The sequence below is a fragment of the Longilinea arvoryzae genome, assembly GCF_001050235.1.
Classification (GTDB): domain Bacteria; phylum Chloroflexota; class Anaerolineae; order Anaerolineales; family Anaerolineaceae; genus Longilinea; species Longilinea arvoryzae.
Window position 1 is genome coordinate 215,337 of sequence record NZ_DF967972.1, and the last position, 22,276, is coordinate 237,612.

The 22,276-nt window shown below is 59.0% G+C and carries 20 protein-coding genes and 1 pseudogene; 6 read left to right on the forward strand and 15 right to left on the reverse strand.

The features are described 5' to 3' along the window. Positions 1 to 36 precede the first annotated feature (36 nt). The 5 genes from LARV_RS00985 to LARV_RS01005 all read right to left on the reverse strand — a co-directional run bounded on the left by LARV_RS00985 (position 37) and on the right by LARV_RS01005 (position 6,566). Positions 37 to 1,824 (reverse strand): M3 family oligoendopeptidase, encoded by a 1,788-nt coding sequence (locus tag LARV_RS00985; protein WP_075071880.1) that lies wholly within the window; start codon positions 1,822 to 1,824, stop codon positions 37 to 39. Then, positions 1,821 to 2,930 carry a site-specific DNA-methyltransferase gene (locus LARV_RS00990; protein WP_075071881.1) on the reverse strand — a complete coding sequence of 370 codons (1,110 nt, stop codon included), beginning with the start codon at positions 2,928 to 2,930 and terminating at the stop codon, positions 1,821 to 1,823. The genes LARV_RS00985 and LARV_RS00990 overlap by 4 nt, the downstream gene beginning before the upstream one ends. Positions 2,931 to 3,071: 141 nt before the next feature. Then, positions 3,072 to 3,821: a ubiquinone/menaquinone biosynthesis methyltransferase gene (locus LARV_RS00995; protein ID WP_172797750.1), complete on the reverse strand. Its 750-nt coding sequence runs from the start codon at positions 3,819 to 3,821 to the stop codon at positions 3,072 to 3,074. Next, a complete protein-coding gene (locus LARV_RS01000; RefSeq protein WP_075071882.1) occupies positions 3,802 to 5,508 on the reverse strand; it encodes a GAF domain-containing sensor histidine kinase in 1,707 nt (568 codons plus the stop codon). The genes LARV_RS00995 and LARV_RS01000 overlap by 20 nt, the downstream gene beginning before the upstream one ends. 107 nt (positions 5,509 to 5,615) lie before the next feature. After that, positions 5,616 to 6,566 carry an IS110 family RNA-guided transposase gene (locus LARV_RS01005; RefSeq protein ID WP_075071883.1) on the reverse strand — a complete coding sequence of 317 codons (951 nt, stop codon included), beginning with the start codon at positions 6,564 to 6,566 and terminating at the stop codon, positions 5,616 to 5,618. Between the two features lie 476 nt (positions 6,567 to 7,042). Between LARV_RS01005 and rbsK the strand changes: the two genes are divergently transcribed. Further along, positions 7,043 to 7,954, forward strand: coding sequence for a ribokinase (gene rbsK / locus LARV_RS01010; protein WP_075071884.1), 912 nt, complete (start codon positions 7,043 to 7,045; stop codon positions 7,952 to 7,954). 191 nt (positions 7,955 to 8,145) lie between these two features. Here rbsK and LARV_RS01015 read toward each other — a convergent pair whose 3' ends face one another. Further along, on the reverse strand, positions 8,146 to 8,973 hold the full coding sequence (locus tag LARV_RS01015; RefSeq protein ID WP_075071885.1) for an LLM class flavin-dependent oxidoreductase: 828 nt from the start codon (positions 8,971 to 8,973) through the stop codon (positions 8,146 to 8,148). A gap of 132 nt (positions 8,974 to 9,105) precedes the next feature. Between LARV_RS01015 and LARV_RS01020 the strand changes: the two genes are divergently transcribed. Beyond that, positions 9,106 to 10,140 (forward strand): calcium-binding protein, encoded by a 1,035-nt coding sequence (locus tag LARV_RS01020; RefSeq protein WP_075071886.1) that lies wholly within the window; start codon positions 9,106 to 9,108, stop codon positions 10,138 to 10,140. A 200-nt stretch (positions 10,141 to 10,340) separates the two neighbouring features. On the opposite strand, the gene LARV_RS01025 is transcribed toward LARV_RS01020, so the two are convergent. Then, positions 10,341 to 10,823 (reverse strand): low molecular weight protein-tyrosine-phosphatase, encoded by a 483-nt coding sequence (locus tag LARV_RS01025; RefSeq protein ID WP_075075062.1) that lies wholly within the window; start codon positions 10,821 to 10,823, stop codon positions 10,341 to 10,343. Between the two features lie 98 nt (positions 10,824 to 10,921). Between LARV_RS01025 and LARV_RS01030 the strand changes: the two genes are divergently transcribed. Then, positions 10,922 to 11,725, forward strand: a complete 804-nt coding sequence (locus LARV_RS01030; RefSeq protein ID WP_083522232.1) for an SdrD B-like domain and LysM peptidoglycan-binding domain-containing protein — start codon at positions 10,922 to 10,924, stop codon at positions 11,723 to 11,725. 90 nt (positions 11,726 to 11,815) lie between these two features. Here LARV_RS01030 and LARV_RS01035 read toward each other — a convergent pair whose 3' ends face one another. Both LARV_RS01035 and LARV_RS01040 read right to left on the reverse strand, forming a co-directional pair. Further along, on the reverse strand, positions 11,816 to 13,102 hold the full coding sequence (locus LARV_RS01035; protein WP_075071888.1) for an FG-GAP repeat domain-containing protein: 1,287 nt from the start codon (positions 13,100 to 13,102) through the stop codon (positions 11,816 to 11,818). A gap of 127 nt (positions 13,103 to 13,229) precedes the next feature. After that, positions 13,230 to 14,309, reverse strand: coding sequence for a GNAT family N-acetyltransferase (locus LARV_RS01040; protein ID WP_172797752.1), 1,080 nt, complete (start codon positions 14,307 to 14,309; stop codon positions 13,230 to 13,232). A 140-nt stretch (positions 14,310 to 14,449) separates the two neighbouring features. Here LARV_RS01040 and LARV_RS01045 point away from each other — a divergent pair, with 140 nt between their 5' ends. Further along, a complete protein-coding gene (locus LARV_RS01045; protein WP_075071890.1) occupies positions 14,450 to 15,133 on the forward strand; it encodes a hypothetical protein in 684 nt (227 codons plus the stop codon). 77 nt (positions 15,134 to 15,210) lie between these two features. On the opposite strand, the gene LARV_RS01050 is transcribed toward LARV_RS01045, so the two are convergent. Together LARV_RS01050 and LARV_RS01055 are read right to left on the reverse strand one after the other, a co-directional pair. Continuing rightward, the gene (locus LARV_RS01050) at positions 15,211 to 16,239 is read right to left on the reverse strand and encodes a hypothetical protein (protein WP_075071891.1); all 1,029 of its coding nucleotides are present in this window, start codon (positions 16,237 to 16,239) and stop codon (positions 15,211 to 15,213) included. A 256-nt stretch (positions 16,240 to 16,495) separates the two neighbouring features. Continuing rightward, complete coding sequence (locus LARV_RS01055) at positions 16,496 to 17,344, reverse strand: hypothetical protein (RefSeq protein WP_075071892.1); 849 nt, start codon at positions 17,342 to 17,344, stop codon at positions 16,496 to 16,498. A gap of 331 nt (positions 17,345 to 17,675) precedes the next feature. On the opposite strand from LARV_RS01055, the gene LARV_RS01060 reads away from it, so the two are divergent. Further along, on the forward strand, positions 17,676 to 18,236 hold the full coding sequence (locus LARV_RS01060; RefSeq protein ID WP_075071893.1) for a dihydrofolate reductase family protein: 561 nt from the start codon (positions 17,676 to 17,678) through the stop codon (positions 18,234 to 18,236). 35 nt (positions 18,237 to 18,271) lie between these two features. Next, positions 18,272 to 19,414: pseudogene (locus tag LARV_RS20005) on the forward strand (IS630 family transposase). Between the two features lie 12 nt (positions 19,415 to 19,426). Here the strand turns inward: LARV_RS20005 and LARV_RS01075 are convergent. The 4 genes from LARV_RS01075 to LARV_RS01090 all read right to left on the reverse strand — a co-directional run bounded on the left by LARV_RS01075 (position 19,427) and on the right by LARV_RS01090 (position 22,240). After that, positions 19,427 to 20,062, reverse strand: a complete 636-nt coding sequence (locus LARV_RS01075) for a chloramphenicol acetyltransferase (protein WP_075071895.1) — start codon at positions 20,060 to 20,062, stop codon at positions 19,427 to 19,429. A gap of 5 nt (positions 20,063 to 20,067) precedes the next feature. Further along, positions 20,068 to 20,847: a nitroreductase family protein gene (locus LARV_RS01080; RefSeq protein ID WP_075071896.1), complete on the reverse strand. Its 780-nt coding sequence runs from the start codon at positions 20,845 to 20,847 to the stop codon at positions 20,068 to 20,070. Between the two features lie 95 nt (positions 20,848 to 20,942). Further along, positions 20,943 to 21,734 carry a hypothetical protein gene (locus tag LARV_RS01085; RefSeq protein ID WP_075071897.1) on the reverse strand — a complete coding sequence of 264 codons (792 nt, stop codon included), beginning with the start codon at positions 21,732 to 21,734 and terminating at the stop codon, positions 20,943 to 20,945. A 35-nt stretch (positions 21,735 to 21,769) separates the two neighbouring features. Next, entirely contained in the window at positions 21,770 to 22,240 is a 471-nt protein-coding gene (locus LARV_RS01090) for a GNAT family N-acetyltransferase (RefSeq protein ID WP_075071898.1), read from the reverse strand. Positions 22,241 to 22,276: the final 36 nt, after the last annotated feature.

Here is a 22,276-nt window from a genome sequence, read left to right on the forward strand (position 1 = left end):
CGGGGCTCCATCGCCCGACCCAACCCGCACAGACTCTTACCCTACCGGCAGCTTCTCCAACTGATCGACAATGCCGGACAGGACATCGAAACCGCCCTGCCAGAAAGCATCCTGGCGCACGTCGATGCCGGCGTCGGCCAAAAGCTGCACCGGCGCCACCGAGCCGCCCGCTGCGAGAATTTTAATATAGCGCGGCTTGAAGGCTCCACCCTCAGCCTTGTATTGCTGGTAGAGGGCCAAAACCAGGAGCTGGCCGAAGGTGTAAGCGTAAACATAGAAGGGCACGTCGTAGATGTGGGGGATGGAAACCCACTCCCAGCGGAACTCGTCGCTGACATCCACCGCGTCGCCGAATTGCTGGCGCAGGTTCTTCAAATAGACGTCCGCCAGGTCATCCACCGAGGCGCCCTGCCGGATCAATTCGTGGGCATCGCGCTCGAACAGCGCGAAGTAAGCCTGGCGCTGCACGGTGGCGTACGCGTCGTCCATTTGACGGAAGAGCAGATCGCGGCGCACGGCTTCGTCGGTTTCTTCCTTCAACAACCGGTCGACCAGCACCATTTCGGCGAAAGTCGAAGCTGTCTCTGCCAGCGGCAGGCAGGCATGCGCGGTGAAGGCGCTGTGCTGTGCGGCCAGCATGGAATGTATGGAGTGCCCCAGTTCGTGAGCCATGGTGGCCACATCATCGGCGTGCCCCTGGTAGTTGAGCAGGACCCATGGGGTAAGCTGTGGAATGGCCGTGGCGCAGAAGGCGCCGCTGCGTTTACCCTTGCGCACCTCGGCGTCGAGATGGTCCTGGGCAAAGACGCGCTCGGCCAGTTCGGCGAATTTCGGATCGAACTGCTTGAAAGAATCCAGCACCAGGCCGGCAGCCGCGCCGAAATTGTATCTCTTGTCTGATTTTACGACCGGCGCGTAGATATCATAGCGGCGGAGTTTCTCCATCTGCAACCAGCGCGCTTTGAGTTTGAAGAAACGCTGGAATACACCCGTGTTCCGCTGGCAAACCCCGAGCAGCGTGTTGACCACATCATCCGGCAGGTCATTGATCAGGTTGCGGGCGGCCATTGGCGAGCCGTGCTTGCGCAGGGTCACCTGTTCGTTGCGCCAATCGCGCACCAGCGCCTGGTAGATCTGTCCCAAAATGGGACCGTCATCCCCGTAGACACGATACAGTTCCTGATAGGCCTGAGCGCGCAGGTCGGCGTCATGCTGGCGCACATAGACCATCAGCTCGCCGCGGGTCAATTCCTTCTCCTGGCCGTCGATGGTCAACTTGAAGCTATAGCGGTTCGAGAGCGAGCGGTAGAGCATCTGCAGCGCGCTGGCGCCGGTGACATTCTTGATGTTGATGATCTTTTCTTCGGGTTCGCTGAGGGTATGCGGTTTGAAGTGGCGCATTTCCTCCAACCAGTAGTGGTAGTCGCCGGAGGGAGCCATCAGGCGGGCGGCGTCCTGGTCGGAGAGGTCCTTCCACCACAACGTAAAGAAAATGGTGCGGTTCTCGAGCTCGGCGAAGAACTGCTCGACGCGCTGCATCAGGGTTTGCGCCGCCTGCGACTGCGTGTCCGCGGAAAAAGACAGCGAGGCAAAGCTGCCCAACCGGTTGGTGGCCAGGCTGATTTCTTCCAGCCTGGCGACGATAGCCAGAAATTCTTCAGTCGAGATCGCCGGCGTCAACTGCGGGCGCAGGGTCTCGAATTCGGACACCATTTCATCGATTCTTTTGAAAGCTGCTTCCAGTTCCGGGCTGTCCATGCCTCCGGAAACCAGCTCAGACAGATCCCAATTCTTTTGTTGATAGGAAGCGATTGTTTCGGTCATTTTTCTCCCTCGTCGGATGATTTGAGTAGGTCCCGCAATTGCTGGCGCAACAGGTCGATGGGCCGGCGTTCTCGACTGCCGGCGTCCTCATAGAACCAGAGCTGCCAGCCGTTGCAGGGTCCGGGGTGCAATGAACGAGCGATCTTATGAATGGACCCGCGCTGTCCATTATACTCGAGCGAGCCATCCGCCTGCACGCGGGCGCAGATGGCGCTTTGCTCACCAAAATAGAGCGGATCACCGGGCTGAAGCAGATTGTTTTCGAGCAGCGCGCCAAAGGGAAGGCGCGTTTCGCGGCGCGGATTGTGGCTGGCGTAGACCCCGGGGGCGCTTCCGGGCGGCGGCGACGCGGCGATGCGCTCGCGCGCCAGGGCCGCATATTTGGGGTCGCGCTCGATGCCAATCCAACGCCGGTTGAGGCGCCTGGCCACCACACCGGTGGTGCCCGTGCCGAAAAAAGGATCGAGCACCACATCCCCCGGATTGGAGCTGGCCAGCAGCACGCGGTAGAGCAGCGCCTCGGGTTTTTGAGTGGTGTGCGCCTTTTGCCCGTTGACCCGCAGGCGCTCCCGGCCAGTGCAAATCGGCAGCATCCAATCGGAACGCATCTGTTTGTCTTCGTTCAGTGCGCGCATGGCGTGGTGGTTGAAAGTATAAGTCGCGCCGCGCTCCTTTTGGGCCCACACCAGCGTCTCGTGGGCGTTGGTGAAGCGCACGCCCCGGAAATTGGGGGTCGGGTTGGATTTGATCCACACCACATCGTTGAGGATCCAAAATCCCAGGTCCTGCAGGCGCGCCCCCACGCGGTAGATGTTGTGATAGCTGCCGATGACCCACAGCGTGCCGCTGCGTTTGAGCACGCGCCGGCAGGCGCTCAGCCAGGCGGTGGTGAAGGCGTCGTAATCGGCAAACGAGCCGAACTGATCCCAGGCATCGTCCACGCCGTCCACCAGCGTCAGGTTGGGACGCCACAACTCGCGGCGGAGTTGCAGGTTGTAAGGCGGATCGGCGAAGATCAGATCGATCGATTCGGCGGGCAACCTCTGCAAGACGTCGATGCAGTCGCCTTCCAGCACCTGATTGATGGGCAGATCCGGCGCGTCCATTTGATTATTGTACACGGAAGAAGCAGTTAGCGGTTAGCGATTAGCTGTCAGTGGGTCGTCCCGTACTATATTTACAGAGTAATAGACAACAAACAACAGTTAACAGCTAAAGGCTAAAGGCTAAAAGCTAACGGCTAAAAGCTAATGGCTGACCGCTAAAGGCTTCCTCCCCCAATGGATGGCCATCGTGCCGAAGTTGAAGCGGTGAAAACCGACGTTCTCGAAGCCGGCCCGGGTCATCCGGTCGGCCAGCGCTTCGGCGGAGAGAAAATTCTCGCTCGTATCCGGCAAATAAGTATAAGCATCCCGCTGACCGGTGAGCAAGGTTCCCAGCAGCGGAATGACGAAATGCATGTGGATGTGGATCAGCGGCGAGAGCAGGTTGCGCACCGGGCGCGTGGTATCCAGGGTCACCATCCAGCCGCCGGGTTTGAGCACGCGCAACTGCTCCGAAAGCGCCCGGTCCAGGTCAGCCACATTGCGCAGCAGGTAACCGGAAACCAGCGCGTCGTAACACGCGCCGGTAAAGGGTAAATGTAATGCGTCCGCGGCGGCCCAACTGAAACCCGCCGCGCCCGGGCGTTTCCGGCCAACCCGCATCATTTCCAGCGTGAAATCCGCAGCGGTCACCCGCGCCGTGGGCACCTGGCGCAGCGTTTCGCGGGCCAGGTCGCCGGTGCCGGCGCCCAGGTCGAGCAGGCAGCCGCCCGGCGCAAGCTTTGCCCGCCGGATCACCTCGCGCCGCCAGCGCACATCCTGCCCGAAGGTCATCAGGCGGTTCATCAGGTCGTAGCGCGGCGCGATGCGCCCAAAAATACCGCGCACCTGACGGCCGCGGTCATCGATTGGTCGAACGGAGGTCTGAATCTTCTCAGCCCGGAATGGATTCACGGAAGGGCACCCAGGTGGTGATGGTCGTTCCCTGGCCGGGTTCGGAATAGATTTCCACATCCCCGCCGGCATTGCGGGCGCGGGTTTGCATGTTGGAAACGCCGTGCCCGATGGTTACGTGAACCTTGGTGGGATCGAAACCGCGCCCGTCGTCGTGAATCTCGAGCAGCACGCGGTCCGAGGTCTTCCAGACCACCACTTCCACTTTCTTCGCGCGGGCGTGCTTGGCGATGTTGGCCAGCGCTTCCTGGGTGATGTGGAACATGGCCAGGGCTTCGCCGTCGGTCATGCCGGGGAATCCGTCCGCCGGCCCCTGCAGGATCACGGGAATCAGGGTGTTGGCCTTGAATTCATTGACCAGGCGCTGGATGCCCTGCATCAGATCTTCATCGTGAAGCTGGCGCGGGCGCAGATCCAGAATATAAGCCCGAATATCCCGAATGGTGCTGTTCAGGTCGGCAATGGCCTGATCGATGCGCTGGTGGGCTCCGTTCAGGTCTTCGCTCATCAACAAGCGGGCATGTTCCAGGGTCAGGCCAACGGCGTAGATGGATTGAATGATCCCATCGTGCAGGTCCATGCCAATGCGCTCGCGCTCTTCGAGGATGGCGAGACGCTTGCCCTGCACGTTGAGGCGCAGGTTCTCGATGGCTGTGCCCAGCCAGGAACTGATGGTGGCCAGGTATTGGGTTTCGAGCTCGTCCAGGGGCTGGCTGTGGCAGGTGGCCACCACCAGCACGCCCAGCGTACCGCGCCGTCCGGTCAGCGGCATGCAGGCCAGGTAGCGCAGGCAGGTATCCTGAACGGCCGGGTTGAGTGAGGTCAACACCTTATCCGGCAGGGTGAAGAGGCGGGGTTGGTTGTCTTTGGCGGTCGCGCCGATGATGTCCTCGCCGATGAGAACCTGGTCCTTTTTCCACAGGCGGTCGATGAGCATGCCCTGGTGATGGACCATCTGCAGCACTTCGCTGTCCTCGCGGCGCAGAAACACCTCGCCGACCTCCAGACGCAGGTAACTGAGCAGTTGCCCCAGGCTCTGGCGGACGATGAGGTCGATATCGTCTGAAGTGGACATGGTGGAGGCCATGGTGTTGAGCAGGGCCAGGTTTTCGTTGCGGCGGGTCAGCACCCGGTCGCGTTGAATGAGTTCGCGATACAGGCGCGCGTTGGAGATGGCGACGGCGGCGTAAGAGGCCAGCATCTCAATGATCTGCTGGTCAGCCTCGGAAAACTCATCCGCATCGATCTTATCGGTCAGGTAAATCTGGCCCAGGGCTTCGTTGCCGAGGCGAATGGGTACGCCCAGAAACGACTTCATGGGCGGGTGGTGCGCCGGATACCCCGCGCTGCGCGGGTCGCCGGCAATATCGGCTATACGAATAGGGGCTTTGGAGCGCATCAGTGCGCCGATCAGCCCGCGCCCGACCGGCGGGTGCGCCATGCGGGCGACTTCTGCATCGCTCATGCCGACGGTGATGAACTGCTCCAGCTCGCCGTTGACGCCAACCACCCCCACCGCAGCATAACGGGCATTGGCCTGTTCGCAGGCCAGCGTGGCAATGCGCTTCAGCAGCGATTCGAGCGAAATATCGCGCACCAGATCCAGACTGGCGCGGTGCAGCGCCACCAGGCGCTCTTCGAGTTGTTCCTTGGTCAGCGTGCTCATCACATCATTCGGCATGGCCATATTTTACCTGTTGTATCCACTTTAGTCAAAAGAAAGGGGAAAGAGGTGAAGGGTGATGAGGAATGAGGAAGCCACAGAGCAACTGTGTAGAATGTCAAGAAAGAAAATCAGGCTAAAACTGAGGGAAAAGGCTGCCAGGGACGCCGATCACGAACCATAGCGTTAAGGATCACCAAGAACTTCCGCATACAGGCGACCAACGCCACTTTTTTCTCCTTTCCCATGGCCAGGAGGTGATGATAGAAAGAATGAATGATAGGGTTATATTTCGTGGCACTCAGGGTAGCCATGTACAGAACCGTGCGGACACAAGGCCGTCCGCCTTTGATCCGACGCTTCCCCCGATGACGGCCACTGTCATTGTTATAGGGAGCTACGCCGACCAAGCCAGCAATCTCCTTGCGGCCCAGGGCTCCCAACTCAGGCAGATCTGAGAGCAGAATGGCAGCCGTAACTTGGCCCACCCCAGGCGCGGAACGAAGAATGTCATTCTTTTCCTGAAAGTCAGGCGTATGCCCAATCAAGTCATCAATCTGATGGTTGAGCTCAACCAACTCCTGCTGCAGGGCTTGCATGATCTTCTGGATGCTGGTCTGCATGCTCGGATGGGCGCTGCACAGGTGGTTTTTCTCCATGGTTAGCATTTCAATCACCTGGCGACGTCGGGTCATCAATGCTGTGAGCTGCTGTTCTTCTTCACTGGGTAAGCGGGTCGGCTCGGGCTGGATGGCTTCTCCAAACCGAACCAGTAAGCGTGCATCGACTTTGTCGGTCTTGGCCAGCAGGCCAATCGAGCGGGCAAATTCGCGGACTCGGCGAGGATTGACCACCGCCACCCGAAAGCCGTCCAGGGATAATAACGAGACCACCGCTCGTTCCAGTCCTCCCGTGGCTTCCACTACGATCAATCCAGGCGCTAGAGGTTTCAGCTTATCAATGAAGGCCTCGATCCCGATGATATCGTTGCTTTCTGCCCAATCCTGGCCCGCGATTGAGACATCCAGCCGGTTCTTTGAAACATCAATCCCGACCACACTTACTGAGATTTGCTGCTCCATTCTGCCCTCGTCTGTTTGTATAATGGATGTGCCCGTTCTAGCAGAATACGGTCTCTTGGACCCCACAACTGTTCGGGCAACATACACGACGGACCCGGCGACCCTGCTCTGTGACGGCCTCTTATGACCTATACCCGATCGGCCTGCCGGGTCCCATTGTATGGTATCACTCATCATTTTCATCATACTAGTCCACAGAGGACACGGAGAGAAAAAGAAAATCTCGGAAGCTGCGGAAAACAAAAATCAACCTTCGAGCATTTTTCGGTTTTAGCTTTCGGCTCTCGTTTCACGCCTTACTTCTCATGAAAACAACCTCGCCTTACTACGTTGCAACTCTTTTCTTTACCCTCTGTGCCCTCTGTGCTCTCTGTGGCTAATCTTTCTTCTCTTCTTTCTTATCCCCTGTGTCCTCTGTGCTCTCTGTGGCTAATCTTTCTCTCCCGCCGTGATAGAATTTCTACAGGAGAAATCTCATGACCCAACCCATCATTGTCGTCGGCAGTTTGAACATGGACCTGGTGGTGCGCGTGGCGCGCCACCCGCGCCTGGGTGAAACCCTGCTGGGCGGTGAATTCCATACCTTTCCGGGCGGCAAAGGCGCCAACCAGGCTGTGGCGGCGGCCCGCCTGGGCGCGCCGGTGCGCATGATCGGGCGCGTGGGCCGGGATGATTTCGGAGCCTCGCTGCTGTCCATCGCGCAGAGCGACGGCGTGGATACCACCCATGTCCGGGAAGACCCCGGGGCGGCCAGCGGCGTGGCCCTGATTACGGTCAGCGAAGATGGGCAGAACACCATCGTGGTGGCGGCCGGCGCAAACGGGCGCCTGAGCGCCGAGGACGTCTACGCCGCCGAGGCAGTTTTCGCGGACGCCGGGGCGGTGGTCATGCAGCTCGAAGTTCCGCTCACGGCGGTCGAAGCCGCTGCCAGGTTGGGACGCAAGTACGGCGCAGCCACCATTCTCAACCCGGCCCCCGCCCAACCCCTCAGCCCTGAACTCCTGGCCTGGATCGATTATCTGGTGCCTAACCAGCCCGAACTGCGCCTGCTTTCCGGCCAAACTGACCTGGATGCCGGCATCCAAACGCTGTTGGAACAAGGCGTGGCCAATCTGATCGTTACCCTGGGCGACCAGGGGGTGCGCTGGGCCTCAACCGCCCGGCAGGGTTACGTCCCGGCCTTCAACGTGCTTGCCGTGGATACCACCGCCGCCGGGGATGCTTTCGTGGGCGCGTTTGCCGCCGGGCTGGCGGAAGGCCGCAGCGTGGAAGAATCCCTGCGCCGCGGCTGTGCGGCCGGGGCACTCACCGTCACCCGCGCCGGCGCGCAGCCCTCGCTACCCACGCGCGCCGAGTTGGAAGCATTCCTGCGAAAACGCGGCGAATGAGCCGATCCTCTCGAATTATTCGGCTGCCATCAAGCGTTCAACGCTCCGCGTCGGATGGCATTTGGACAGGTCATCAGCGCTTTGCAGATTAACCCAAAATTCGGCCGATATGCCCAACGGAATAAGGAATTCTTCCAGTAAAAAGCTCCATGGATGGGTGGCAATCCGATTTTCAGGGAACAACGCTACTCCTAAATGGTAGGCGCGCCCTTTCGAATGTGCTCCGCGGCCTCCTCAAACGTGGCTCCCCACAGGCCTTCGATCCACCAGGTGGCGCCGGCATCCCGCAGAGCGGCCAGTCTGGCTTGCCGTTCAACCGCATCCAGCCCAGCCGTGCTGCCCTCGATCACGATGTCGAAGGGCGTTTGCGCCGCGCGATTGGCTTCAATGTAAGCCTTCACCTCGGCCACTTCCGCGGGCGTCAGCGCCGCAAACTGCCCGTTTGCGCCGGATTTGACCGGCAGCACGCCGTCGCACTTCAACGCGCGGCGCATCGATTTTGGCCTGGGCCAGGCGCCCACCACCCACAGCGGGATGCGTGGCTGCTGAACCGGCCGGGGTGGGTAATACTGCGGGTCCAGCGCAGTGAGTTTGAGATGGTAATGGCGTCCGTCATAATCGAAGGGTTGCCCGGCGTACAGTTGGGTCAGGATGTCGATGGTCTCATCGAGCATCTCGGCCCGCAACCGGGTATCGGTCACCGCATCCGGAAAAGCCTGCCAGCCCATCCACACCGCGCCGGTGGCCAGCGCCAGCGTCAGGCGTCCGCCGCTCAGGTGATCCAAAGCGGCACTCTCCGAGGCAATTTTCCAGGGCTTGCGCAGCGGCACGGGCACCACCATCACGCCCAGGCGAATGCGCTGCGTGCGCATGGCGGCCGCGCTCAGTGACACGATCGGATCGACGGTCCAGATGGCATCGCCGACAAAGGCGCCGTCCCAACCGTGCTCTTCGGCCAGATAGGCTAATTCGGCAATCTCTCGCGCGCTGAGATAAGGCAGGGCGACTCCGAAATTCATGCAGTGACTCCTTGAAGGGATGGTAAGAAGCGGATCGAGACTTTGATTGTAGCCTGAAACGCGGCGAAACGATGTAAAATGAAGGGTGCGTTTGAATCCAGCTTTGATTTTGTCTTTTCTCGGAGTGTTCGCATGGAATCCATTAACCGTTTCGCCGTTGTCATTCACCCGCTCAGGCCGTTCATGGAATGGGTAAACCGCCCGGCGGTGCGCGGCACGGACGAATTGATTCCGCTGGAGGCGCTGCAGGAAGACGCGACCGTAATCCTGACCCCCGAGATGGACACGACCGATGCTGCCCTGAACTGGCTTAAAAGTTACAAGCCCCAATTGTTCGAAATGGAACTGGAAAGCTGGTGCACCGACCGCTCCACCTGGCCCGAAAAACGCACCGCCCGGCTGTTCGACGAGTGGTTCGACCTGGAAGTGCACACCATGGTCTTCGATGCCGTCGGCGAACCCATCCACACGGCCCTGCAGGAAGCTCAGGAAGGCGGTAACATCCAACCCGGCGACAACGTCCGGGTGCGTTCGGGGGTGATCGAGCCGGAAACCGGCGCCGATCTTTCCGGGTGGGAAGGGCGCGTGATGGAGATGGCCATCGATCCGGACAGCGGCGTTCTGGTGGCATGGGTGGAATGGGACAGCCCGACGCTCCAACAGCTCACCCCGGGCTTGATTCAGCGCTTCATCAACGCCGATTCCGATTGGGTCGGGCAGGCGATGGAAGTCCGGGATCTGCAGGTCGCTCAACCGCGCGATACCCTTGCCCAGACCGAACAGGCGCGCACCGATCTGCTGGCGCGCTATACCTGGACCGATCTGGGCTTGCAGGGGAAACGCATCTACCGGATTCTGAAAGATGCCTTCAAGGCCAATCCAAAGTTCACCTGCCTGGATGCCTGGGAATCGTATTTGAACGCGAAACTAAGCTTCCCGTTTATGGCGCGCGTGGTGGTCGAACAGGACTGCGGACCGTTGAACCTGGACATGGAGGTCGAGGTGCGTGAGCTTTCGGGGATCGAACCGGACAACGGATTGTTCGCTCTGGTGCAGCGCGGCGGGCGCAGCTTCGTTTTTCCCCTCTCCGACCTGGCCGTGGACGATCCGGCCGCACCGAATTTCCAACTCCTGGAAGATTACGGCATGTGGTATGAGAATAAGTAAGAAGTGAAGAGTGAAGAGTGAAGCGTGAAGCGTGATTCCGTTATTCGTTGATTCAGTATTCGGCTAAATCAACTCATCCCCAATGCAATTGATTTTCTGTAATAATGACGTAAGTCATCTGGCGGTTTACGTCGCCACCACGGGGTAAACCGAAGAAATTTTTCCCAAAAAGCCACCAGCTAATAGCTAATGGCCAATGGCTAATGGCTAATCTTCTCCAACAAGCCCCGACAACCTGCTTCCACCAGTTCGAAGACAGTTTCGAAATTGCCGTCATAATACGGGTCCGGGATATCGGCCGGAAAATCCGGGCCTGCAAATTCCATCAAACGATAAACATGGATTGCGCCGTTGCTCAACCGGCGCAAATCGACCCAATTTTCGTAATCCATTCCGATCAGGTAATCCACCCCATCCAGGTCGGTCCGGCGAATCTGCACCGAGCGTTTGGCAGGGTCGAGGGGGACGGCGTGCTGTTTGAGCACGGCGCGCGTACCGGGGTGGGGCGGCTTTCCGACCTCCCAGGGGCTGGTGGCAGCCGAACTGATCTCGATCTTCTCACCCAGCCCGGCCTCGTTCACCATCTGCCTGAATACCGCTTCAGCCATGGGGGAACGGCAAATATTCCCCAAGCATACGAATAAAACTCGAATCTTCGTTTTCTGTTCCATATCCAATCCCATCGCGAGGTCGGCAGTGATTGTACCAGAAAACACCCTCTAGGCTTGCAAGTTTCCCTCCGGATTCAGGTTGGCGTTTATCTGTTATAATTTTTGTACCCATGACACCTTCAGTACGCAATACCCATACTTCACGCCTATTTTGGCTGGCAGGGCTGCTCGGGGTATGTGTTTTCCTCGGACTGCTGACCATGCCTGCCACTGCTGCGCCTCGGGCGCAAATTTACTACAACACTCCCACTCCGGACGCGGATGGGCGCATCGTTTATGTGGTCAAATCTGGCGAGACCTGCCTGAGCATCTCCCTCCTCACCGGGGTTTCGTTGACCCAGCTTCGTGAACTCAATTCACTTAACGAAGCGTGTGTATTGTCCGTGGGTCAGGAACTGCTGCTGGCACAGGTTACGGCGGTCGCCCCCACGGCCGGCCCGACCACCACGCCCACGGCGATCCTGCCCTCGCCCACGCCCTTTAACGGAACCGGCGAAGTCTGCGTTTATCTGTTCGATGACGTCAACGGCAACGGCGTGCCGGACGAAAACGAAACCGGCATCGTCGGCGGCGCCATCAGCCTGACCGACCGGGTCGGCAAGGTATCCCTCACCGGCACCACCCTGGGGACAAGCGTTCCGGTTTGTTTTTCGGATCTGGACGAGGGCGAGTACAACGTTTCGGTGGGCGTACCGGAAGGATATAACGCGACCACCCAGTTGAACTATACGCTCACCGTGCGCGCCGGCGAAACCAGCAACGTCGATTTCGGCGCCCAGCTCAGCGGCGCGGCCCGGGTGCTCTCCCCGGCCGAAGGCGGCACCTCGCCCATGCTCGGGATCCTGGGCATCCTGGTGCTGCTGGGCGGCGGCGCGCTGGGATTCCTGGCCCTGCGTTCGCGGAAGTTTAGATAACGCCGAATTCGGACGGCCCGGCGGGGCCGTCCTTTTTTTACCAGGGCCATCCGCTGCCTGGCGGCAGCCGCCCGGTTTGGCATCCCTGGCTCAGTTCTCATTGCCGGAAAGGCCAATGGTTTCGCTGAAATTTCCATTCCCTTGATTCGTCCAGACGATGTACCGGCCGTTGGACGCGCCGGCGAAGACGTCCGTCAGGCTGTCGCCGTTGAAATCGCCAACGGCCAGACCAAAACTCTCCCGATACTCGAACCCCGGTCCCACGCGCTTGAAGGCCGGGCGGCCATCCTTCCATTCGAGACGCCACAGGTAGGCCCATTTTTGGCCGGCCACCAGCGCCTCCAGGGCCCCATCGCGATCGAAATCCTCCAGGAAGATCCGCGTGGTCGCGGGACCGGCGATGACCTGGCCGTAATCATCCAGGACGCCCATCTCTCCCCCCTGCATTCCGCCGCGATTGATCATCGCCTGCGCGCCTTTTCGCGTGCCCACCAGTGCATCCAGGTCGCCGTCGCCATCCAGGTCCTCCAGGGCCACGGCGGTGCTGTCGACCTCTCCCAGGCGCTGGCCGGAGTCGCTCAAATTGCCGGCGCCGTCGTTCAGCAGCACCCGGTCCGCCGCGGCCGGGCCCGCGTTGAGTTGCTTCGAACCGACCGCCGCGTAAACATCCAGGTCCCCGTCGCCGTCCAGATCGCCCAACGTCGTGGCGCGGACAGGAACCCGATCCAGCTCGGGCAATGGCGCCGTCCGAAAGGCCAGCCGGTCCCCAATATTCGCTTCGCGGAAAAAGGTCCAGCTCTGAACCGTGGCGGGGTTGATTTTGGAATCATCGACCGGATTGCAGCAGGAGGTCACCAGGCCATCCAGGCGGCCATCGCCGTTCAGGTCGCCCAACGCCAACGATCCGTCCATCGGGAGAAAGCTCAACGAAGAGGGAGATGCGGGGATAACGTACGTGTTCGGAAAGCTGCCGGCTTTACCCCCCTGAACGCCGCCCTGATTGATCACCCAGGTTGCCTTGTAAACGCCATAGGTGAGCAGGTCCGTATCCCCATCCTGATCGATGTCACCACCGCTGACGGCCAGACTGCCGGGCAAATCCGGCTGGCTCAGGATGAATCGGCCGCCGCCCTGGTTGAGCCACAGGAGTGGTCCGGCCCAAACGGTCATCGCTGCCTCATACCGGGCGCGTCCCATGAGGATATCCTGGTCTCCATCGAGATCGAGATCCGCCGACAGGCTGGTGAACGTATAGGGACCCTTGTTCTCAGAATTGTAGATTGTGAAAAAGAGATAGGCTATTCCGCTGTAGATCAGCACAGGGACCAGTGCGATCAAGCCCACCAGTGAATCCCGGAATATTTTTTTGCCATTCATGCTATCCCACCTTGCAAGCCGATCCGATGAGCCTGCAAGGTCATCGTAGCATGTTCAACGCGCGGTTGTATTAAATTTTTTGCCCGGCGCGCCGCAAGTGGCGATCTCGACGGCTACAGTTCGAGGATCAACCTCTCCCGCTGCCGGCTGCTTTGCACAGGGCGTCTGGTTTTAAGACGGCTTCGTTCGCGATTTCTTCGCGCACCAGCGTGGCGCGCATCACGAAGCGATCGACCGATCCGAAGCGGTATTTGTATTCTTCGTCGCCGCGCATGAAATCGAATTCGCGAATGCCGTTTTCGTTGGCCCACTTCAAAAGATCGCCCAACAGCACCCAGCCCGGTGAATATTCACTGAAGGAGCGGTCGAGGCCAGAGTTGTAGATCCACAGGCGGTCGATGTAGTGAAAATTCAGGTAGCCGGCAGCGCGTTTGCCGTCGATATTCAGAAACGCCAGTTGCAGGCAGCCCTCCTCGAAGGCGCAGCACATGGTATTGCGCATATGCTGGCGCATGGCCGGCGTCAGAAACGTCTCCTTTTCGGGATCCTGGCTCATCAACGCCAGGAAAGTCTCCATGTCGGTTTCCAACGCGGCCGGATCGGTGGTGATCGACCAGTCGATCGGGACGGCAGCCTCTTCCGCGCGGCGCATCTTGCGGCGAATCTCGTGGCGCTGTTTCTTATCGATGCTCGCCAGATAGGTCTCCCAGTCGCCCGGCAACGGAATGTAAGGCGAATGTTCCAACTGCTGGGCGGCAAAACGCCAACCCTGCCCGGCAGCGGCGCGTTGCAACGCCGTCAGGCTGGGCGAGGAATCCAGCAGGTTATACAGGTCCAGCGCCTGCCAGTCGGGCACTTCCTGCGCCAGGAAAGGCAGCAGCCCGGCGAGAAAATCGTCCAGGTCAACCGGCCGGACGATGAAATCGAGATAATCCGAGACTTCGATGCTTCCAATCAGCATCAGCGCTTTACGGCCGGCGTGGTTGGCGCGAAACAAGGGCGCGATGCCGGCCAGGCGTCCGTCCTGTGTGGCGGTGACGATCACCAGATCGCTATCGACCGGCCATTCACCGCCGCCGCGGGTTTGCCACCAACTGTAAAGATATTCATATCGTAAAAACGGTACATGCGAAACGCTCTCCTCCAGCAAAGCATTCCAATCGGAGCGTAACATTTCAGGGAAGATTGTGTGAAGGGTAAATTGCATGGGCCCATTATACTTGGTTGGAGACGGAGGCGCAAAAAGGAAGTGATGGTCGATCCGAAATCGTTTTTTGATATTCCTATATAATGATGTTAATAATCTCTTTGATGATGTTCCGATAATCTTTTTAAGGAAACAAAAAAATGAAGGAATTTTGCAAGACCATCGCATGGATCGTCTTATCCATCGTCGTCGCCGCAGGTGCGCTTACCGGCCTGAATAAAATTCTACAGAAACCATCCGTCATCCTGACCAGCACGCAGTGCGACCCTACCTGCTGGTATGGGATCCATCCCGGTCAGGAAGAGCCCTATGCAATTTATACCGCACTGAGCAAGATCAAAGAAGTGAATCCGGATTCGCTCATCATCGAAAACGATCGGGACGATCGGATTTCAGATATCCATTGGAATTTTCAAAGGCCCGCGCCGGATGGCACCGGCGCAATCTATTTCAACGACGATCGCGTTACCGCCATCAGCATCACAACCGTGAATTCGATCCGTCTGGGAGAGCTCTTCGATAAATTGGGGGAGCCGGAGCGTTACTGGACCGAAATTGGCCAACGGGAATATGGCGAGTACGCGCGCATCTATCTGTTTTATCCGGCAAAGGGTTACCTTGCGGATGTGTTGATCGATTTCGAGCCCGGCGCTACCCAGGTCGAGATCCGCCGCTCCACCCCGGTTTTTCGAGTGACCTATTTCGATCCGGATCTGTTCCAGGATTTACTGGAGACGAGAATCCTCATCGACGAGCCTGCCAAAACCCGCAGGGGCAGTTTTGTCCCCTGGAGCGGGTTCGGAATGCTTCCCATCGAAAACTAGGGGCGGATTCGGGGAAACAAAAAGAGGCGATCCATGGATCGCCTCTCGTTTGCATTTCGCTGTCGATCGGAAATCGGTTATGCCTGCGGGGGCAGGTCCACCGGCGCGGACGGCGCTTCCGGCGGAACGGGCGCTGCCGGGGCGACCGGCGCAACCGGCTCTGTTGCCGCGGGGTTGCCCGCCTTTTTACCGGTCAGACGGCGGAAGGTGAGCGTCCAGGCTCCCAGGACATACGCTTCCAAGATACCCTCGGCCAGGATGGCGAAGGGCAGCAGGACCAGCCCGATCACCAGCGCGGCGGTCACCGCGGCGGAGGTGATGCCGCCTGTCGTCAACAAGGATGAGATGAAGGGTGCAAAGACCATTCCGAAGGGGATGGCCAGCAGAATGCCGGCCGCCAGGCGGATGATGAACAGGATCAGGCCCATCACCACCATTTCACCCAGCCGCCCGGTCACCACCTTCCAGGCGCGGGCAAAAGCCGGCCACACGCCCAGGTCCTCAGCCACCAGGGCCACCTGGACCTGAATCAGGTAAATGCTCAGTACCCAGCCCAGCGGGACCAGCAGGCAGAGGAGCGGTATCAGGCACAGCAGGCCGATGCCCAGCGTGGCGACACCGAAAACCACAATCAGCAGAACGACCGCCACGGTCACGACCAGGCTGCATACGAAGATCAGCAGATCGAAGAGGAACAGCCGGCCAAAGTAATACAGGGATCGATTGAACAGACTGCCGAAGCGCAGGGAAGCGTCCTCGTCCGCGTCGACCGAACCCCGCACCAGACCGGCGCGCCCGATGATGCTCAACGCCCAGAAAGCAATCCCCAGGATGAACAGGCTGACGCCCAACACCACCCAGAACCAGACCGGGGCGGTGTTGAAGAAATGCTCGATGTTATCGACGATATGCTGAAACTCCGGTGGAATGACAATACCGTTTGCAAAATCCCCCGAGTCGAAAGTATATTGAATGCGCGATCCACCCCGGCTGCCAGCGCCGCTGCCAGCCTGCGATACCAGCCCGGCGAAAATACCGAAGATCCACAAAATCTTGTGTCTCCAGATGATGTGCCAGGCGCGAGAAAGAACTTCACCAAAATCCATTCTGAACCTCCTTCAAAACGGCGGGGAAACCAGTCCCCGGCGATTCCACTGAATCATATGAACTAAAAGATATACGTTAATTGTACAGAATAAGTTGCACATTCGCGCCGGTCCATCGACCGGATTTCCCTTGCGCGCGGAGGTTTTCAGAATGGTGCTCCCCCAAAAATCGGCAGACACACTCCCCGGTGGGAAGCGGCGATCCGCCGCTACAAAAGGAGAATGAGAGCACCTTAACCTGGGAAGCGCCGGAGGTTCAAACGCACTCGCCCTGATCGCACTTCCCATCGTTATTCGCATCCGTGTAGCGCCGGCAGTGCCCCGGATAGGAACAGCCTCTCGGGCAGCGCACGGAACAAGTTTGTGAACTGCCGACCTGGGCCGATGCCTGCGAAACGGATTGAGCCGCGGCGCTGGGTGTTGCCGTATTTGCCGCCTCCAGCGGGGTGCTGACGGTGGCCGAGCTCTGGGGAGCCACTATCTCTCCCAGGTCCTCGGATGTCGACCTCTGCGAGGCTGAGGCCTGGCTCAGGCTGCTGGCGCCGTTGACCAGCGCAATCAGTGAAACCGCCCCGACCGCGCCCATCAGCTTCAAAAATTCCCGCCGCCCGCGGGCATCATTAACGCTCGGTGAGGCCACGCCGGGTGGTCCGGCGACCCCACGCCGGGCTGTGAAGACGCGTTCGCGGGCTGTTCGCAGGATCCAGCCCGCGTGCAGGCCAATCTTTACCAACAACAGGCTCAGGGTGAGCAGGGACGAAACCACGTGGAACGCCCAGACAACCGCCATATTGGCCCAGACCAGATCGAGCCAGGTGGAGATCAGCACCCCGCTAAGGATGATCGAAGCAAAGCCAAACAGCAATCCAAAATCGATCAGGAAATACCCGCCCGCCCGGCTGGTCAGGCGCTCCGAGAGGCGCTGTCCGACCGCGCTTACCCAGTTCCGGTGGCGCGCCAGGTGATAGAGCACCAGCCCGCCCACCGCCAGGCCCAGCCACTGATGCAGCGGCAGGCCGGTCAGATCGAGAAAAAAGCTCAGGATGAATGCGCCAAATAAGACCGCATCGATCAACCAGTTGTGTTTTTGTAAATCGCTTTTCATGATGGACACCTCCAACGAAATCGTTATTGGCGTCATCATACGGCTTTGATGCAAAAATCTGGTTCAGAAATCGTATAAAAAACGGAAAAGCCGCGATCGGAAACTAGTCCTTAGTCATCCTGATTATGAGGGATGAAGGCGATGTTGTTTCATCAGCAAAAGGACTTAAGCTAATTATGCCCATATGCCGCTTGGCAAGTACGGATCCAGCCAGAAATTTGCCTGGGCCGACGATGAATACGGCGTTTCATGGCAGTTAAATTGGACGTAAACGTACTATACTGGCACTGTCGTATCGTTAACCCTGGTGATTCGATATGGAGGCTGAACAATGGCCAAATTGATCTACTTTACGCCTACGTCGCTGGATGGCTTTATCGCGGGTGAAACCGACAGTATAAATTGGTCCACACCGTCCGAGGAGGTATCCGCTTTCATCAACGACCGGCACCGCCCCATCGGCATCTATCTCTATGGACGCAAGGAATATGAGACGATGATGGTTTGGGAAACGCCAGATGTCATTCCTGGTCTAACGCCGGCCATGATGGACTTCGGGCGGATCTGGCAAGCGGCCGATAAGATCGTCTATTCCAAATCGCTGGAGACTGTCTCTACACCGAAGACGCGTCTCGAACGGGAATTCGAACCGCAGGCGGTTCGCGACCTGAAGGCTCAATTGCCTCACGACATTTCGGTGGCTGGTCCGAACCTGGCCGCACAGGCGATCCGGGCCGGGCTGGTCGATGAGTATCAGCTGCTCGTCGTACCGGTTCTACTTGGCGGCGGCAAGCGGGTTTTGCCCAGCAGCGTAGGCGTAAAGCTGGAACTCCTGGACGAGCGCCGTTTTGGTAATGGATGGGTCTATCTTCGCTATCGCACGCGGGCCTGATGAAGGCAGTGGTCAAAGAGTGTATTCGTGATGTGTTGGATCACGAACGGAGGCGTCGAGAAACGCCTGCGAAACGATACATTGTACGCTTGACCGAGGACGAACGAACAGAATTGTTGGGTCTGATTACCAAAGGAATTACCTCTGCCCACCTCCTAACGCGCGCACGTATACTGTTGAAAGCCGACGAGGGCTGGAAAGACAAAGAGATTGCTCAGGCTTTGAACAGCAGTGTGGCGAAAATTGAACGCATACACCAGCGCTTCGTCGAAGGCAATTTAGAGAAAGCCTTGCATGCTGACCCGCGTCCCGGCGCAAAGTGCAAGCTGGATGGACGTGCGGAAGCTCAACTCATCGCTCTGGCGTGCAGTAAAGCCCCGGAAGGTCATGCGGTCTGGAGTATGCGGCATTTGGCTGGCGCATTGGTAGAGTTAAGTGTTGTGGAATCCGTTTCGCATGAGATGGTGCGCCAGCGCTTGAAAAAAACGACCTCAAGCCCTGGCAGCGCAAAGAGTGGTGCATACCCAAACCTGGCGCGGAGTTCGCGGCTGCGATGGAAGATGTCCTGGATGTGTATGAAATGTCCTACGACCCCGCTTATCCAACCGTCTGCTTTGATGAGAAACCCAAGCAATTGATTGGCGAAACCCGTGTACCTTGCCTAACGATGCCAGGGCAATCTGCTCGCTATGATTACGAATACGAGCGCAACGGAACCTGTAACCTGTTTATGTTCTTTGAACCACTGCGAGCCTGGCGGCACGTCGACATCACCGACCGTCGGACCGGCAACGATTGGGCCTATGCCATGAAAGACCTGGTGGATGTCTACTTCCCCGATTCAGAGCGTATTCGCGTGGTGATGGACAATCTCAACACCCACATCATCGCCGCCTTGTACAATATCGTTGAACCCGCTGAAGCCCGGTGTATTGCCCGCAAACTAGAAATCCACAACGCCAAAGCATGGATCGTGGCTGAATATGGCGGAAATTGAGTTAAGCGTCTTTGGTCGTGAGTACCTCAACCGTCGCATTCCTGATATTGAAACCCTGAAACGCGAGGTTGCGGCTATTGAAGCCGAGCGAAACGCCCACGAATCCACTGCTCATTGGCGGTTCACCACTGCCAATGCTCGTATCAAACTACGTCGTCTCTATCCCTCATATTCAGAATGACTGAGTACTAGCCTACAGGTAACTCTCAGGCTGGTCGAAGAGTTCCTGGATGCGCTGGTAGTAGCGTCCCACGTGCACCCCATCCATCAAGGCGTGGTGCGCCTGGACCGCCACCGGCATCCAAATGTGTCCCTCGCGTTCGAAAAATTTTCCCCAGGCGATGCGCGGCACGGAATCGGCCGGGTGCATGTGAATGGGATGGACCATGCTGGTGAAACTGACCCACGGCAGGCTGGTCATGAACAGCAGGTCGTCCTGGCCGTCTTCGTCCGAAAGCACCGGTTCGGCCTGCACCCGGGCCATGCGTTCGACGGCTAAAGCCGCGAATTCAGACAGGTTGCTGCGGTACGGCACGGAGCAAAAGCTGAACAGGTCCTGGTCGTTGAGCACCGTAAAGGATGGATGGACCACCTCGTGCTCCACCACCTGCTCGCCGCGAATGCGCAGCCGAAATTCAGGGATCTCGTTGGCGGCCCGCGCCAGCACGTAGGCCGTGGTAACGGTGAACGAAAGGCCTTTTGCACGCACGGCCGGCCGGAAGACGCTGAGATCCACATCCGCGCACAGGCCAAAATGCGGGTAATCCATACCGCGGAACAGCTCGAAATGCCGGCGGCGCGGCCAGGTAGCCAGGTCGATGATACGCATCGGGTTTACTCCCAGTTCTTCAGCATGGCGGCCGCCGAGCGGCTCATCTCGAAGGAAAATTCGGCGATGAACTTGCGCAGGTAATTGCTCTGGCCGTAATTTTCAGCCCCTTCGACGAATTTGCCGCCGCTGGCCTGCATGCGCTCGATCCACGGGCGGAATAACGGCTCGACCTCTTCGGCCGCCAGGCGGCGGTAGCGATCGGTGTGAACCATATATTCGGCCGGAAAACGCGGGGAGGGATTGGCCGCCGGGCGCTGGCTGACCGGGTGGCCGAAGCATACCAGGGTCAATGGAATGACATACGGCGGCAGATCGAACAGTTCGCGGTGAATCTCGTAATTTTCGAGGATGTCGCCGATATAGCACGACCCGATGCCGAGCGACTCGGCGGCGATGACGGCGCTTTGGGCGGCAATCAATGTATCGCAGCAGGCCAGCATCAGGTCGCCCACCTGCAGCGGCCGGGTGGGCCGGCCCAGCTCGCGCGCGCGTTCCGGCGCTCCCGAAAAATTGAAAACGTCCCACCAGCGCTGGTAATCGGCCAGGAAGAGCAACACCAGCGGCGCTTTGGCGATGAAAGGCTGGTGGTCGCAGGTCTCCGCCAGGCGTTCCTTGATGGCCGGGTCGGCCACCTCGAGGATGGTGTAGAGTTGCATGGCGCCGGCGGTGGGCGCGCGGAAAGCGCCCTGCAGAATGGCGGCTTTTTCACCGGCGGTTATGGGCTGATCGCTGTAGGCGCGCAGCGAGCGGCGGTTATTGAGCAGTTCAAGGGTGGAGTTCATAGGACCTCGGGAATTCGTAGATCAGAATTGGAAGGGAAGAAAAGCCACACAGGGCTCACAGAACACATAGTCTGAGGACTCTGTGATCTGTGTGGCTAATCCACAACCCATTCTTCCAGCAGCGCTTCCAACCGGCGCGCGTGTTCATCGAGCAGGGCGGGTTCCAGCGCCGGAAGCGCCAGAATGCCCGGCAACCGGTCGTACAACTCCGGCAATCCCAGCCAACCGGACACCTGCTCGCGGATCCATTTATTATAAGCGATGGGATAGACCCGCCGCGCGATGAACAGCCCCTGCAGAAACTCCTGGAAAGCGCGGTACAGGCGATCGAAGGCCTGAAAAACCAGATCGCGAGCGCTGTAAAAGGGAACGAAACTCAGGTCGTACCGGCAGGCGCCTCGCACCATCTGCAAGCGTCGAATGCGCATCTCTTCCATATAATAAGGCAACCAGAGTTGCCGGAATTGCAAAAAATGCCCGCCCCGCTGGCCCAACGGGGCGGCGCGCAGCAGGTTGCCGATGCCAATCTCGAAGGCATCCGGACCGCCGCCGTCATCCCACTCCGACGGGATGAACTGGCCGATCGTAACGTCGAGATGTACCTGCCGGAAGGGTCCGCCGGCTTCGAAAGCGCGCAGCAATGGATCCTCTGCCAGGAATGCGTTCCATTCCAATTGCATGGCATCCGCCTGCCCCTGGGTTGCGCCTGTTCGCAGCAGCACGTTCATATCCAGATCCGAATCCGGCACGGCCGCCCCGCGGGCGATGGAATTCGTCACCAGTACGGTATCGATGGACTCGCGCCCTGAGAAAAAGCGGGCTGCCTTTTCGGCAGCTCGTTGATGCTGAGGGGTTGGGAAAACCGGCGAAGGCCAGGTCGGCCGCATAGGGACACCTCCGGAATAGGACTTCGGAACGATTCTTAGTCAGTTGGCACGTTCCAAACGTAGACCACCTGCTGCGAATCCTTCTTCGATTTCCCCTTGGAGCGGAACCCGCACTTCTCGGCAGCGCGCAGGGCGGCGCTGTGATTGTTGGCGACCATAAAAACCAGCCGTTTCAGGCTGGTTTGTTCCGCCACATACTGCTGCAGCAATGCCAGCGCGGCCGGTCCAACCCCGCGCCCGCGCATGGCCGGGTCGAACAGGTGCAGGCCTACCTGGGCCTCATCCGCGTGCGCGTCCAGATCATAGAGGAAAATTTGTCCGGCCAGCATCCCATCCAACCGAATGGCAAAATAGAGCGTATCGCTGCCCGACATGGCCCGCTGCAGCCACTGCGTCATGGCTTCGACCATATCGGGCATGCTGACCGAATTTTCGATCTCGCGTGGGTCAGGCAGGCTAAGCGTAACCGGTCCCAGATTGATATCCTGGCCGCTATACAAAGTCATCCAACACCTCCATCCGGAGATGATAACAGGCGGGGA

Bases quoted from the DNA above. Each gene is read 5' to 3' on its own strand.
- LARV_RS01080 (WP_075071896.1), bottom strand. From the start codon at position 20,847: ATGAACTCCACCCTTGAACTGCTCAATAACCGCCGCTCGCTGCGCGCC.
- LARV_RS01020 (WP_075071886.1), top strand. From the start codon at position 9,106: ATGGAATCCATTAACCGTTTCGCCGTTGTCATTCACCCGCTCAGGCCG.
- LARV_RS01085 (WP_075071897.1), bottom strand. From the start codon at position 21,734: ATGCGGCCGACCTGGCCTTCGCCGGTTTTCCCAACCCCTCAGCATCAA.
- LARV_RS01000 (WP_075071882.1), bottom strand. From the start codon at position 5,508: ATGGCCATGCCGAATGATGTGATGAGCACGCTGACCAAGGAACAACTC.
- LARV_RS01045 (WP_075071890.1), top strand. From the start codon at position 14,450: ATGAAGGAATTTTGCAAGACCATCGCATGGATCGTCTTATCCATCGTC.
- rbsK (WP_075071884.1), top strand. From the start codon at position 7,043: ATGACCCAACCCATCATTGTCGTCGGCAGTTTGAACATGGACCTGGTG.
- LARV_RS01090 (WP_075071898.1), bottom strand. From the start codon at position 22,240: ATGACTTTGTATAGCGGCCAGGATATCAATCTGGGACCGGTTACGCTT.
- LARV_RS01035 (WP_075071888.1), bottom strand. From the start codon at position 13,102: ATGAATGGCAAAAAAATATTCCGGGATTCACTGGTGGGCTTGATCGCA.
- LARV_RS01040 (WP_172797752.1), bottom strand. From the start codon at position 14,309: ATGCAATTTACCCTTCACACAATCTTCCCTGAAATGTTACGCTCCGAT.
- LARV_RS00985 (WP_075071880.1), bottom strand. From the start codon at position 1,824: ATGACCGAAACAATCGCTTCCTATCAACAAAAGAATTGGGATCTGTCT.
- LARV_RS01050 (WP_075071891.1), bottom strand. From the start codon at position 16,239: ATGGATTTTGGTGAAGTTCTTTCTCGCGCCTGGCACATCATCTGGAGA.
- LARV_RS01055 (WP_075071892.1), bottom strand. From the start codon at position 17,344: ATGAAAAGCGATTTACAAAAACACAACTGGTTGATCGATGCGGTCTTA.
- LARV_RS01075 (WP_075071895.1), bottom strand. From the start codon at position 20,062: ATGCGTATCATCGACCTGGCTACCTGGCCGCGCCGCCGGCATTTCGAG.
- LARV_RS01025 (WP_075075062.1), bottom strand. From the start codon at position 10,823: ATGGGATTGGATATGGAACAGAAAACGAAGATTCGAGTTTTATTCGTA.
- LARV_RS01030 (WP_083522232.1), top strand. From the start codon at position 10,922: ATGACACCTTCAGTACGCAATACCCATACTTCACGCCTATTTTGGCTG.
- LARV_RS00990 (WP_075071881.1), bottom strand. From the start codon at position 2,930: ATGGACGCGCCGGATCTGCCCATCAATCAGGTGCTGGAAGGCGACTGC.
- LARV_RS01015 (WP_075071885.1), bottom strand. From the start codon at position 8,973: ATGAATTTCGGAGTCGCCCTGCCTTATCTCAGCGCGCGAGAGATTGCC.
- LARV_RS01005 (WP_075071883.1), bottom strand. From the start codon at position 6,566: ATGGAGCAGCAAATCTCAGTAAGTGTGGTCGGGATTGATGTTTCAAAG.
- LARV_RS01060 (WP_075071893.1), top strand. From the start codon at position 17,676: ATGGCCAAATTGATCTACTTTACGCCTACGTCGCTGGATGGCTTTATC.